Annotated in this window: 11 protein-coding genes; 8 read left to right on the forward strand and 3 right to left on the reverse strand. The window is 42.4% G+C overall.

Annotated features, from left to right (window positions below; genetic code table 11):
• The first annotated feature begins 143 nt into the window (after positions 1-143).
• Positions 144-1,322, forward strand: a complete 1,179-nt coding sequence (gene mnmA / locus CDG79_RS14220; protein ID WP_223278146.1) for a tRNA 2-thiouridine(34) synthase MnmA — start codon at positions 144-146, stop codon at positions 1,320-1,322.
• A 325-nt stretch (positions 1,323-1,647) separates the two neighbouring features.
• Here the strand turns inward: mnmA and CDG79_RS14225 are convergent, their stop codons facing one another.
• Together CDG79_RS14225 and CDG79_RS14230 are read right to left on the reverse strand one after the other, a co-directional pair.
• Entirely contained in the window at positions 1,648-2,112 is a 465-nt protein-coding gene (locus CDG79_RS14225) for a hypothetical protein (protein WP_094342696.1), read from the reverse strand.
• 24 nt (positions 2,113-2,136) lie between these two features.
• Positions 2,137-2,790, reverse strand: coding sequence for a Uma2 family endonuclease (locus CDG79_RS14230; RefSeq protein ID WP_094342697.1), 654 nt, complete (start codon positions 2,788-2,790; stop codon positions 2,137-2,139).
• A 194-nt stretch (positions 2,791-2,984) separates the two neighbouring features.
• Here CDG79_RS14230 and sat point away from each other — a divergent pair, with 194 nt between their 5' ends.
• From sat to CDG79_RS14255, 5 genes are all read left to right on the forward strand, one after another.
• On the forward strand, positions 2,985-4,163 hold the full coding sequence (gene sat, locus CDG79_RS14235; RefSeq protein ID WP_094342698.1) for a sulfate adenylyltransferase: 1,179 nt from the start codon (positions 2,985-2,987) through the stop codon (positions 4,161-4,163).
• Positions 4,164-4,329: 166 nt separating this feature from the next.
• Entirely contained in the window at positions 4,330-6,447 is a 2,118-nt protein-coding gene (locus CDG79_RS14240) for a caspase family protein (RefSeq protein ID WP_094342699.1), read from the forward strand.
• A 280-nt stretch (positions 6,448-6,727) separates the two neighbouring features.
• Entirely contained in the window at positions 6,728-7,648 is a 921-nt protein-coding gene (locus tag CDG79_RS14245; protein WP_094342700.1) for a DUF2382 domain-containing protein, read from the forward strand.
• A gap of 275 nt (positions 7,649-7,923) precedes the next feature.
• Entirely contained in the window at positions 7,924-8,823 is a 900-nt protein-coding gene (locus CDG79_RS14250) for a YsnF/AvaK domain-containing protein (protein ID WP_223278147.1), read from the forward strand.
• A 166-nt stretch (positions 8,824-8,989) separates the two neighbouring features.
• Positions 8,990-9,913, forward strand: a complete 924-nt coding sequence (locus CDG79_RS14255) for an ion channel (protein ID WP_094342702.1) — start codon at positions 8,990-8,992, stop codon at positions 9,911-9,913.
• 12 nt (positions 9,914-9,925) lie between these two features.
• Here the strand turns inward: CDG79_RS14255 and CDG79_RS14260 are convergent, their stop codons facing one another.
• Positions 9,926-10,126, reverse strand: coding sequence for a hypothetical protein (locus tag CDG79_RS14260; protein WP_094342703.1), 201 nt, complete (start codon positions 10,124-10,126; stop codon positions 9,926-9,928).
• 178 nt (positions 10,127-10,304) lie between these two features.
• Here CDG79_RS14260 and CDG79_RS14265 point away from each other — a divergent pair, with 178 nt between their 5' ends.
• Both CDG79_RS14265 and CDG79_RS14270 read left to right on the forward strand, forming a co-directional pair.
• Entirely contained in the window at positions 10,305-12,011 is a 1,707-nt protein-coding gene (locus CDG79_RS14265; protein WP_094342704.1) for an alpha/beta hydrolase, read from the forward strand.
• Positions 12,012-13,168: 1,157 nt separating this feature from the next.
• A complete protein-coding gene (locus CDG79_RS14270) occupies positions 13,169-13,990 on the forward strand; it encodes an SDR family NAD(P)-dependent oxidoreductase (RefSeq protein WP_094342705.1) in 822 nt (273 codons plus the stop codon).
• Positions 13,991-14,195: the final 205 nt, after the last annotated feature.

Raw genomic sequence — 14,195 nt, forward strand, 5'->3', positions numbered from 1 at the left:
TATTTTTAGGCAATTTCCATCAGGAACTAATTAGTTCACCGTTGTAGCAACTATATAGCGTTAACGTAAAATTAGCTCATCTGGGTGGCAAAAAATACATCTGTAATTAATCTTAGATAAGGGTGATGGAGGAGTGAATAGCGATGTCTACCACGGGCTACGCCTACGCTAATTCAGTGACTCTAAAACCGAAGTGCTTTGGTAGCAAGGCTTTGAAAGAGTGTGTGCTACAATTGGACAACCACGTATATCGTGTCGTGTTTTGTATGAAAAAAGTCGTCGTTGGTCTTTCTGGTGGCGTTGACAGTTCCACCGCCGCAGCTATCCTGCACCATCAGGGCTATGAAGTGATTGGTTTGACTCTTTGGCTAATGAAAGGCAAAGGTCAATGTTGCTCTGAAGGTATGATCGACGCGGCTGATCTCTGTGAACAATTGGGCGTTCCCCATCAAATTGTAGATATTCGGGATCTGTTTCAGACGCATATTGTCGATTACCTAGTGACTGGTTACAGTGCTGGGATTACGCCTTTGCCTTGCTCCCAGTGCAATAAAACGGTGAAGTTTGGGCCAATGGTGCAGTATGCTCGTGAAGAATTGGGGTGCGATCGCATCGCCACTGGTCATTATGCCCGAATTAGCTATGACGAAGCAACTGGACGTTACCAGTTATTAAGGGCTGTTGACCGCAACAAAGACCAGTCATACTTTCTCTATGATTTGTCTCAAGATTTACTTGCAGCAACTATATTCCCTTTGGGCGAACTAGAAAAAACTGATACGCGCCGCATTGCGACTGAATACGGACTGAAAACTGCTGATAAGCCAGAAAGCCAAGACTTATGCTTAGTGGAAAGTAACGGTTCCATGCGGGCATTTTTAGATAAATATTTAGCTCCCAAAACAGGCGATATTATCGATGTCACAGGTAAAGTTTTGGGACAGCATGATGGTGTCCATCACTACACCATTGGCCAGCGCAAAGGTTTGGGGATTGCGGCTGCTGAACCATTGTATGTGATTGAATTAGATGCGGAAAATAATAAAGTAGTAGTAGGCGATCGCACCAAGGTAACTCAACCAGAATGCACTGTAAATCGGGTAAATTGGGTTTCTATTGCCCAAGCATCGACCCCAATTCATGCCGAAGTGCAAATTCGCTATCGTTCAACGCCTACACAAGTGACGGTGATTCCGTTGGAAAACTCCCGTGTGCGTTTGGTGTTTGATGAACCCCAAATCAGCATCACCCCCGGACAAGCTGCGGTGTGGTACAACGGGGAAAAAGTGTTAGGTGGCGGAATAATTGAACAGTTTAGTTAACAATTAATCGCTGATGTAGAGACGTTGCAATGCAATGTCTCTTTAATTATGTCGAAGAATCATCTTCGGTATTGGGATTTTACAAGATATCCAAAATGCGATGATTTTCTGTTTGTAATCCGCGAACTTCTGCCTGCATTTGCAAACCTTTTTATTTACATAAGCTCACATAGCGTCAGATAGAGATATTATCTAGTATTACTTTTCTAATTTTTACTAGAGCATATCATGGCAAAAATTGCCATTTATTGACATGTCAGTATCAAATTGCAGCAACGAATTTTAACAAGCGATCGCACGCAGCTAGCAATTGTACAATCAACTGTTAAGCATGAGTACCTACACTTCTAAGGGGTCGATAGTTTGGATATTTTTTACTAAATTCTATTTGAAGCAGCAGTATCTCATTTTTAATTTGTTTCGATTGGTTATGGTATAACCAAGGTAGCCAATACAGCGTTTTATATACAGACAATGGAGCAATGTCTATATGAGCTTTGATAATCTCAAGTACTCGTCTCTGACCTAAACCGGGTAAAACTGCTTTAATCCACCATTCCACTGAACTTGCATCACCGTAAACAAGTCCTTTTTCGAGAATCACTTCTAAAAAAATGGGCTTGAGTTGCGATCGCTTGGCTAATTCGCATCCTTTCCAAGCATTTGCACTTAGCGCGCGCCAAACAAAGGTAAATTTCTGCTCGTCATCAAGTTGACGAAGCCACTTCAGTAACTCATTTTCCTGCTTTGAGTCCATTCGTTCATCAGTGTACTCTATCGGGTCAAACATACTTGATACAATATTAGAAATCAATCAAGAAATACTTTTGTTAATTGCCTCTTCAAACTCTTTCAATGCTTGTACGGTTCCTACTTGCCAAGCTCGTTCAACCGTAGCAGCAATAATTTGAGTTAAAGGGAGATTTGGAAAGTTAGGACTGCGATCGGATTCGATATAATGTCCATCCCTGAGTAAATAAATTCTCAGCTTTTTACTATCATAAATCCATAGTTCAGGAACAGCGATCGCAACGTATGCATCAAGTGTTGTTTTTGATGTCACATCTGTTTCAATTGCCAAATCAGGAGGCGGATCGTTTGGTTCTAGTTTGCGACGACCAATCATTCTTTGGTAATTCTGGATGTAGAAGCAAGCATCTGGTTCTACCCCCGCTATATTTTCCCGCTTAAAGGTGGTTGAACCGAAGGGTTCATAACTTTTCCCTGCGATCTTCAGCAAGATTTTGACAATATCCGAAATTAAGTCCTTTGATTTTTCGTGTTCGGGTAGAGGAACCATAATTTCTAACGTAGACTTGCTGTAAGCAACTCGTAGCGATCGCTTTTCCCCCAGTTCTTGCAAAATAGACTCAAATTCTTCCCAGCTTATATCCTGGATATTTACTGTACTACCAGGCGTTATCCGCATTTGGCTAACAGGTTTAACAACGGGGGATACAGCAGTCATAAGCACTTTCCTTATAAAGGAACTATTCTGAAAATTGAGGCTGGATTAGCTTTAGCGTAACCTAATCAGATTGCTTAAAGGCTAGTTGCAAAAATTTCCTCCATTCCCCAAACTCTTTTTCTCTACGTACCAGCATTTTGATAAGTTAGTACATAATCTGAAACAATAACAGTTAATACAAAGAGGGGATTACGTTGAGTCACAATCCAGATGCTATAGCCCCGCACGGTGGACAGTTGGTTAACCGGATCGCTACACCAGAACAAAGAGCAGAGTTTCTCTCAAAAGCTGACTTTTTGCCGCGAGTGCAACTAGACGATCGCGCCGTTTCTGATGTAGAAATGATTGCGATCGGTGCTTTTAGTCCACTCACGGGTTTTATGAACCAGGAAGACTACGATCGCACTGTTACAGAAATGCGACTAGCTAACGGTCTTGTATGGTCAATCCCGATTACACTATCGGTCAGCGAAGAAGTAGCTTCACCGTTGCAAGAAGGTAGCTTAATCCGTCTGGATAACTCCAGAGGTGAATTTATTGCGGTTTTGCAACTCACCCAAAAATATAACTACGACAAAACCCGCGAAGCCATAAAAGTCTACCGCACTGATGATGTCAAACATCCAGGCGTACACGTACTCTATAACCAAGGTATTGTACATCTGGCGGGTGATATTTGGCTGCTACAGCGCGAACCTCATCCCCAGTTTCCCACTTATCAAATCGATCCGCCTGCCTCGCGGCAACTATTTAAAGACAAGGGTTGGAAAACCATAGTTGGTTTTCAAACTCGCAACCCCATCCATCGCGCCCATGAATATATTCAAAAGTGCGCTTTAGAAATTGTTGATGGTCTATTTTTGCACCCATTAGTCGGGGCAACAAAAGAAGATGATATCGCCGCTGATGTGCGGATGCGTTGCTATGAAATTTTGCTGGAACACTACTACCCCTTAGACCGGGTAACTTTGGCAATCAATCCCGCCGCAATGCGTTATGCTGGGCCTCGTGAGGCTATATTTCATGCTTTAGTCCGCAAAAACTATGGCTGTACTCACTTTATCGTCGGACGGGATCATGCTGGCGTTGGTGACTATTACGGCACTTACGATGCTCAGTATATCTTTGATGAATTTGCGCCAAGTGAATTGGGCATTGTGCCAATGAAATTTGAACACGCTTTCTACTGTATGCGTACTAAGCAGATGGCAACATCTAAAACCAGTCCCAGCAGGCCAGAAGAACGCATCCACCTGTCGGGAACAAAAGTCCGGGAAATGCTGCGGCGCGGTGAGTTACCTCCCCCAGAATTTTCCCGTCCAGAGGTGGCGGCTGAGTTGGCGCGGGCAATGCGGATAGAAGTACCCGCATAATTCGTAATTCGTAATTCGTAATTAAGATCCCACTAGCTACCAGAAATTATGAATTATGAATTAACAATTATTTGATCGACAAACAAACAGTATCTACTGTAACTTTACAATACAAAGTTCAGCCCTGTAAGCTGCTAGCTAATGGGCTTAGGGCTGATAGCTAACTATGAAACGGCGCAGATTTTTACACAGAATTGGCTCAATACTCGCGGTATTGGGGGTAACTGAAACTGAGTGGTTGACTTTAGGAAATCGCTATTATCAAGCTTTGGCACAACCGAGTCCGCGCAAGTTGGCGTTATTGATAGGTATTAACCAATACCCAAAAATTCCAGCCCTCAGTGGTTGTCTAACGGATGTGGAACTGCAAAAAGAGCTTTTGATTCACCGCTTTGGTTTTCAAGGGTCAAATATTTTAACCTTAACTGAGGAACAAGCTAGTAGGGAATTCATTGAGGCGGCTTTTTTAGATCACCTGGGCAAACAAGCTAAATCTGGTGATGTGGTTGTTTTTCACTTTAGCGGTTATGGCAGTCGTGTTAAATTGGAAACATCGCCAGATATAATCCCAAATGCTCTGGTGACAGCTAATGTGAGTCAGGAATCACAAGACGAGAAAATAGTCAACTATATATTAGAAGAAACTCTACTGCTATTATTGCGATCGCTCTCCACAGACCAAGTAACAGCAGTATTGGATACTAGCTATGATGCTCCTAGCAAAGTAATAGGACTAAAAACTCGCACCCTTCAGGATTCGGGAGCAAAGCTAGCAGCAGGGGAACTCGACTTTCTCCAACAACTTAAAACTCAGAAGTTATCCAGCACTCCGATTGTTCTAGCAGCTACCTCAGAAGCAAAGCAGCCAGCAAGGGAAGGGCTATTTTCTGGATTTAGTGCGGGATTATTTACCTACGCCTTGACGCAGTATTTGTGGGAATTCACCCCAGCCACCAAAATTCAAGTTGCTCTCTCCCACGTAGAAAATTCTCTATCCAAATTGGGTAGTAAACAGCAACCAGCATTATTAAGTAGTCAGAAAAATTCAGATGTAACGTCTCTACTGCCAGAGGGTACGATTGGTGCAGAAGGTGCGGTGAGTGATATTCAAGAAGACGGCAAAACAGTCAATCTGTGGTTAGCCGGATTACCTCCACAAGTGCTGCTATACTATGGAGTTAATTCTCGATTCACCCTAGAAACAACAGAGCAATTAATATTGCGATCGCGGAATGGGTTAACAGCAAAAGCGCAAATTTCCCAAATTAAAGGTGCAAATTCCCTACAAATCGGGCAACTCGTCCAAGAAGCAGTTCGAGTTTTACCCCGAAATATTAATTTAATAATTGCTTTGGATACTGGATTGGAAAGAATTGAGCGGGTAGATGCCACAAGTGCCTTTGCCGGTTTTCCCCGTGTTTCCATTGTAGTAGCAGGAGAAAAACCTGCTGATTATATATTTGGTAAGCTACAGGAAATTCCTAGTCGTTATGGTCTATTTTCTCTTGGTGGCGAACTAATTCCCAATACCACGGGAGAAGTAGGAGAAGCAGTAAAATTAACAGTGCAAAAGTTAGCGCCAAAATTATCAACCTTGCTAGCAGCCAAGTTATGGCGACTCACAGAAAATCAAGGCTCTTCCCGCTTGGCTCTCAGGGCAACTTTAGAAATAATTAGTGGTATATCGCCTCGCGTCATCATGCAACGCGAAACAGTCCGAGGTCTCAAAACTGAAACTTCGATTAAAAAATCACTCTCCACTCCCATTGTGCCTATCGGTAGTCGAATGCAATATCGAGTGGAAAACCAGAGCGATCGCCCAGTATATTTAATCTTGCTGGGATTAAACAATAATCATACAGCAGTTACCTTCTACTCTTGGGAAACCCCCCAGGAATCAAACACTGCGGACACTAAGCCCATTTTGAAAGAAGTCGTCATCGCCCCAGGTGAAACCCTCACCCTACCCCAAGTTAATGCTGCTTCCCAATGGGTGATTTCAGAGCCAGTTTCTGAGTGCGAACAACAACTGATTTTTAGTCCCGTCTCTTTTAGCGGAACTCTCACCGCCTTGAACACCGCTAAGTATTCCGCATCTGAACAACGGCCGATTGGCCCATTGTTGAATTCCTTAGATGTTGCACAAGCCTTGCTGCAAGACTTGCATAACGCCAGCGCCCTCAAAACGGAGATGAACAGTACAGCAGCCGACTCATATATCTGGGATGTGAATAATTGGGCAAGTCTTAGCTTTAGTTTTCAAGTAGTGGAAACAACGAGATAATCCAAAATACCCTTAGTTTAGGGAGAATCAAGGCTTGTCCTAAATCATTTGTGACACTTTGCGGGATCTAGAACCCTGACTTCTCAAAGAAGTGGGGGTTCTAACTTTTCAGGAATGATTTAGGATTGCTACATATACCAGAAATAAGGAATATCTATAACTTATGATTATTTACCTATTGCAATAATTCATTCGGCAGAAGGAGGTAAGCAAATAAATAAAATTCTATCCTGGTTATTAGGAAATGAAAAGAATTTTTTTTGAGGTTAAATAATTAATAATGGTACTCTACAAATTAGAAGATTTTGAGCCTAACTATCGGGATACCATTGAAGGTAAAGATATTAATGGGCTTGGGGTTTATACACAGGGAAATGACGAAAAGGTTGGTACTGTTAGCGATATTTTAGTTGATGAAGAAGGTCATTTTCGCTATCTAGTTGTTGACTTAGGCTTCTGGATTTTTGGTAAAAAAGTATTACTTCCAATTGGTCGTGCCCGTATCGACTACAACACCGATCGCGTCTACACAATTGGCTTGACTAGAGAGCAAGCAGAACAATTACCTGAGTTCAACGAACGCCAAACCCTTGATTATGACTATGAAGAACGGGTGCGTGGGGTATATCGCCAACCAACAGACTACACCCTTCCTCTAGATACTTCAGCGCCAGCACCATTAGATCCTTTAGCAACACCGATAGCAGCACCGATAGCAGCACCGATAGCAGCACCGTTGGATGCAACACCTGCTTACGCTCGTGATAATTATAATTACGAAGGTGAGCCTTCTTTATTTGGGTTAAATGAGCAAGACCATCAAACCCTGAGATTGTATGAAGAACGGCTGATTGCTAGCAAACGCCGCCAAAAAACTGGAGAAGTATCCATTGGCAAGCGTGTTGAAACTGATACTGCACGAGTTGCAGTACCAGTAGAAAGAGAGCGGGTTGTGATTGAGCGTGTCACTCCAGCAGATGCAGGTACTGCCGTTTCTGGACGCGAAGCAGATTTCCGTGAAGGCGAAGTTGCTCGGATAGAAATTCACGAAGAAACTGCTGATGTTCGTAAAGAAGCATTTTTGCGTGAAGAAGTCAGAGTTAGAAAAGTGGTGGATCAAGAAACAGTTGAAACTCAAGAAACTGTGCGTCGTGAAGAATTAGATGTGAATTCTGCTAATCTTCCCATTGAAGAACGCTAACTAAAGATAGTCATTAGGTAGTAGAGTAACTAATGACTAATAATTAATTCGACACAGTACAGGTGAGGCTGTTTAATTAGCTTTACCTGTGCTTCTAATAGCTGAGAATGAGCAATACATTTAATTTAGTTAATACAAATTACTTGTGAGCTTGTATAGAACAAGGAGATTTTTACTTCTTATTTTATCAAGCCTGATATTTGTGCAGCCTCTCAGATACTTAGTATAAGTAGATAACAGTTGATAAACTTTGCATATTTATGAATAGCCAACCGATGACAAAAAACATTGGACAGGCAAACGCTAATGGCACTAACACGTCAATAGCGGATTTGAAGAAGAAGGTTAATAACTTTGCTGTATTTGATAGGCAAGGTCAGCTTATAGGAGTAGTTCATGATTTGATTGTGGATGCTAATCGCCGACTAAACCTAGTTATATCGAACCGAGCGAATCAGCAAACTCTAGAATATGACCGACAGTTAACTGATAAAAATCCTTCTTTATTTCGATTGCAGAGCCAAAGAATAAAAAAAATCGACAAGCCGACTAAATCTGTTTTCATAGACTTCAACAAATCAGAAATCGAATATATGCCTGAATATTCAGAAACAGAAAAACCAGGCGATGTCTCCGACGGGCTACGCCTAAGCAACTCAACTGAGCAATTGGCCAATAATCAAACTATAAATAGCCCAGTTGAGTCAGTAAATTTAGCAGAGGTCAGCGAAGAACAGATTATTCGTCTACTAGAAGAACGACTAGTTGTTGAAAGTAGCAAGCGGAAAGTTGGTGAGGTAATTGTTCGGAAAGTAATCGAAACTCGGATGATCGAAGTTCCTGTCCGGCGTGAAAAGTTGATTGTGGAACAAATTAGCCCAGAACACAAACAACTAGCAGAAATCGATTTGGGTCAAGGGGAAATTACTGGCGTTGACTTGACCGGAGTAGAAAGACTTGAAGTTACACATTTTGATAGTGGTTTAACGGTAAGTGGCGAATTTAGCTCACCGAAAACGGCTAGTTTATTGTTGAATGCGATCGCACTAGAGCGAAATCACGGCTGCAATCAGGTGCGAGTGACTATTGCAGTTGAAAATGAATCACACCAGAAAAAATACCAGGAGTGGTTTGACCGTTGTTCTCAAGGTCGATCGCCAAAGTCTGAAAAATAAGTTTCTAGCAGATAAATTAGTAGGGGGGCATTGCCTGCCCTATTTTTTTTGCTGATTTCAGATTTCAGCAAATCATTGTTAAAATTTCCGCTCTCTTGCGCGTGAATGTCTCCAAAGCAACTTAATTTACAATACTAAGCAGTTGCCGTTTTTTTGGCTACTTGCAATGAAATTTCGACTGAAGACACTTTCACCGAAGAAACGACAGCGCCCGATCCCACCTATTCAGATTCAAGTTCGAGATGGAAAATTTGAGATTATGGGTATGGGTGTATGGCATTCCTACTGGCGCGATCCCTACCATTTGCTGTTAACGATTCCCTGGATTGGCTTTCTGCTCCTGATTTGTACTTTCTATCTAACTATTAATGCTCTATTTGCCATAGCTTACTTAATCGGAGGAGATTGTATTGCCAACGCCCGACCTGGCTCTTTTTTAGATGTCTTTTTCTTTAGCGTGCAAACCCTAGCATCCATCGGCTATGGGGCAATGTATCCTAAAACAACTTACGCCAACATTATTGTCACCATTGAAGCAATGATCGGTTTGATTGGAATTGCTGTGATGACAGGACTAGCGTTTGCTCGATTCTCCCGACCCACAGCCCGTGTGGTTTTTAGCCGTGTTGCAGTAATTACACCTCATAATGGGATGCCGACTCTCATATTTCGCAGCGCTAATAAGCGTCGCAATATAATTCTGGAGGCGCAGATGCGAGTCTACTTAATGCGCGACGAAATAACCCTAGAAGGGCAGTTCATGCGTCGGTTCCACGATCTCAAACTGCTAACGAACCAAACACCTAGCTTCACGTTAAGCTGGTCAGTGATGCATGTCATTGATGAGTTTAGTCCTCTATATGGGATGACACCAGAATCTTTAACCCAGACAAATACTATTCTGATCGTCTCTTTGAGTGGCCTTGATGAAACGGTTGCACAGCTCGTCCATGCCCGTCATACTTATGGTGCTAATGATATTTTGTGGAACAATCAATTTGCCGATATCTTCCACCACACACCCGATGGACATCGATACATTGATTACAACCGCTTCCACGATGTTTTACCTTTAGATGAAAAGAGTTGAAATGCCTGAAAGTTACTCGGAAGTCTGATTGAGTGGTGATTGTAAGGGTTTAACCACAACCCGACCATTTTCAACTACAGTGCAACTTTTAACCATCGTCTTACAGTGCTTAACTGGGACATCCTGGCAATGGTTTTGGTAGCAGATATTTTGATTTTGCTCTTGTTGTTGGTTGAGGACGACAACACAACAGGCAGAGGAGGCTAAGGACATATAACATATATTGATCTCTATATCTATTATCGCGCTACTGATGCTATTTGGCTGAAAAATTTGCTACCGATATGTTTTGATAACTTAGGACAATAGGCAAAGTAGAGGATCGCGTCTGTGTGCCCCTAGCATCCCGAAATTTAGTTCAGTGCCGGTTATTGGACAGTAGGTTTTTCTAATGAAAAAATTTTTGAGATACCTGGGTTTAGGTTTGCTATCTACGTTTTTGACTGCTACTCCCGGATTGGGAGCTGAACGCATTAGTTTTTATTACCCTCCCTTCGGCGAATTCTCCTTGTCTGTGGACTCGCTGGAAACTTTTGCCAAAGTTGGCAAAATCGATCAAGATTTTTCATTTTATGCTAGCCGTGCTACCCCCGAACAACTCGCTCAACTGCGGGATCTACTCCAGCAACGGTTCAATGTCTCTCCGACTTTGGTGTCTCAGGTGACTTACTCACCTACAGGCGAGCTGCTGGTGCAACAACTAGGAAAATTACTCCTCACTGAGTCTCGAAAAAATGGCTTCTATGCCATCCGTGCCTCTTTGATTTTGGCTGCTGCTGATGATAAAGAGGGTTTAACGGTTGTGAATTTGCTGCGGAAATTTCCCAGCAATACTATCCGAGTGAATTTTACAGAGGGGTTAAGGATAGTTGATGACTTGTCACAATTGATCAAGAAAAAGGATGAAGTTTTTGCCTCTCTTCAAAAAGAAGCGATCGCCGAAGCAGCCAATTCAACCGTTGACTTCTCAAAACAAGCAGATTTGCGATCGCCAGGAAAATTCCGTTGGCAGAAAAAAAGCCTGGATCTAAATGACATTTCTCGCAATCGCCGTCTACCGGTGGATATCTATTTACCTACAACTCAAAACTCAGAACCAACAGATAAAAATTCTCTGTCTCCTCCCTTTCCTCTAATTGTCATTTCTCATGGTCTCGCCTCAGACCGCTCTACCTTTGTCTACCTGGCTGAACATCTAGCATCCTATGGTTTTGCTGTTGCTGTACTAGAACATCCTGGTAGTAATGCCCAACGCATTCAACAATATTTTGCGGGTTTGGCAGGGCCACCAGATGGAACAGAATTTATCAACCGACCAATGGATGTCAAGTATCTCCTCAATGAACTCGAACGTCGAGATAAAACCGATCCCACCCTCCAAGGAAAACTCAATTTTCAGCAAATTGGGGCGATTGGTCATTCTTTTGGCGGTTATACTGTTTTGACTCTCGCAGGGGCAAAGATTAACTTTGAGCAACTGCGCCAAGATTGTAATCCCAATAATTCATCTTTTAATTTGTCGCTTGTTTTGCAGTGTCAAGCAACTGAGTTATCCGCAACGAATTATGAACTCCAAGACGATCGCATTAAGGTAATCATGGCGATTAACCCGATTGATAGCTCTATTTTGGGTGAGGCCGGTGTGAGTCAAATTAAAATACCTATAATGCTGGTAGCAGGTAGTCAAGATATTTTCGCCCCGCCTGTATTCGAGCAAATTCGCCCCTTCACCTGGCTTTCCGATCCCAATAAGTACCTGGCTTTGATTGAAAACGCCACCCACTTTTCAGCGATCGCCGAACCTACTTCTGAAAATGATGTTTTACCTGTACCACCTGCTTTGCTGGGCCCCGATCGCGCTCCTGTTTATTCCTATCTCAACGCCCTCAGCGTCGCTTTTATGGAAACCCATCTCCTCAACCGCTCGGAATACCGTTCTTATTTGCAGCCATCTTATGCCAAATTTATCAGCAAGGAGCCGCTTAATCTCAGTCTTTTACAGTCGTTATCGGTAGCTCAATTTAATCAAATCTGGAGTGAATCAATTCCCCAGTCAGTAAAACTACCAAATCCTCAACTTACCCCTACTCCACGTTAGTTATCAGCCCAGCATCAAAAGACCTCTCCCTGGCTTTACTACGCAAAACCTTCCCGCTTCGAGTTGGAGAGAAATTTGAACTTTAGTTCAAGTCGTAGAGAGGTTGATCCAACTCATGTCAATACTTCTCGGTTAAGGGGAAAAGGGGAAAGGGAAAAGGGAAAGAAAAAACCTTTAACCCTTACCCTTTACCCTTTTCCCCAAACCCGATTCCGAGTTAAAAATGCTTAACCGAGCAGTATTGCAACTCATGTTAACTGTGGAGCGATCGTTACAAATTGCGTAAATATACGCAGTGCGGCAGAAGGCAGAATATTAGAAATTATTAGAACTTACAACAAGATCCCCAACTTCTTAGAGAAGTTGGGGATCTTGCTATTTAGGAATGATTTAATTTTGCGATGGATAAGTCTCAAACATTCCTTTGATAAACTCAAAGCTAAACCCAAACAAATTACTATTTACACTAAAGTTTAAGCAGATAAAACGTTGTTGTAATTTGCATTAAAGATGATCCGATAGCCCTCTTTTATTATTTAAAAAAATAAGAGGTCAGAAACCTCTATTTTAAATCAATCAGTAAATATGCTGATAGAAATCTGTCAGTTATTTAGTAACTCTAGCTATTGCAACCATAAACTAAAAGGCTATATGTCTTTTTTGTTCCTAATAGATGAATTAGATATAACAATTGCCCAAAACATGGCTATTTGTCAGGAAAGTGAGATATTTGTACTGAGGGATTTATAAAAACTTATTTAATAAAATCTTTTATATATATATGCTTGTCGTTAAGAAGTATTAAGAAATTCTTATTAAAGAATATTGCATTACCTTGATTTAATTGCTAACGTGTGTATGACAACGATGCTGATGAACGCTCTGACCTAGGAGAAATAAAATCTATGAGCTATACCGATTCAGCCAAGTGTGTTAGGCTTTGACGGGTTAAAAACGAGAAAATTCTGCCTCGTATAGACAATTATGAGGGATTGCAGATTAACCAAGAATATATCTCGTTGCTATTAGTTTCAGTTTGATTTTAATTGCAATTGATTATTTGTCTTACTTTGTGCCGACAAGCGAGTAGCTCTCGATTGTGTGTATCGGCAATAACGAAGAGGTTAGTAAGGCTTAGATTTTGGAGAATAAAACCAATGAAGATTCAAGGTAAAGTTGCCCTAATTACAGGGGCTTCGCGTGGGATTGGACGAGCGATCGCCCTAGAACTAGCGCAACAAGGCATCAAGCGACTGATATTAATAGCACGCGATCGCCGCAAGTTATTGGAGGTAGCCAACGAAATCGAGGCTATGGGTACAGAAACTGCGATCGTAGCCTTAGATTTGACGCAGACAATAGAAGTGAATATCGCTGTTGCCCAACTGTGGCGCAATTACGGACAGATTCACCTGCTAGTTAATTGTGCAGGAGTCGCATACCAAAGCTCATTTTTGCAATCTAAAATGCCCCAAGTTCAAGAAGAAATCTCTGTGAACTTGTTAGGAATGTACAACCTCACTAGTCTGATCGCTCGACGCATGGCCAGCCAAAGACAAGGGACAATTGTCAATGTATCGAGCCTGATGGGGAAAGTTGCAGCACCAACGATGGCGACTTACTCAGCAACCAAGTTTGCCATCTTAGGATTTACCCAAGCTTTGCGCCAGGAACTAGCTGAACACAATATCCGAGTCATTGCATTACTGCCTTCCCTCACAGACACAGACATGGTGCGCGACTTAAAATTATTTCGCTGGGCGATCCCCATGACTCCCCAGCAAGTGGCTAAAGCACTCGTCACTGGGATGCAAAATGATTCGCCAGAAATTTTAGTCGGATGGCAAAGTCATTTAGCAGTGTTGTGTCAACGTCTCGCCCCTTGGTTATTAGAGCTAATTTTGCGAATAGCAACACCGCCAGCACCAAGCAGACAACGGCTTATTCAAAAACTTATCCCTTCGCGTAGCGTCTCGTAGAGAAGGGAAAACGCCAAGACCCGCATTTCTCACAAGCTTCAGGCGTTTGATAGAGCAGAGGGGCAGAGGGGCAGAGGGGAAAGAACTTGGTATTTTTGTTCTCTCCCCTGCTCCCCTGCTCCCCTGCTCCCCTGCACAAGCACGGGCTTTGAGAGGTGTGGTGAGAAATCCGGGCAAGAGCGATCGCGCAGTTTGCATCAATACA

The sequence above is a fragment of the Nostoc sp. 'Peltigera membranacea cyanobiont' 232 genome (assembly GCF_002245985.1).
Classification (GTDB): domain Bacteria; phylum Cyanobacteriota; class Cyanobacteriia; order Cyanobacteriales; family Nostocaceae; genus Nostoc.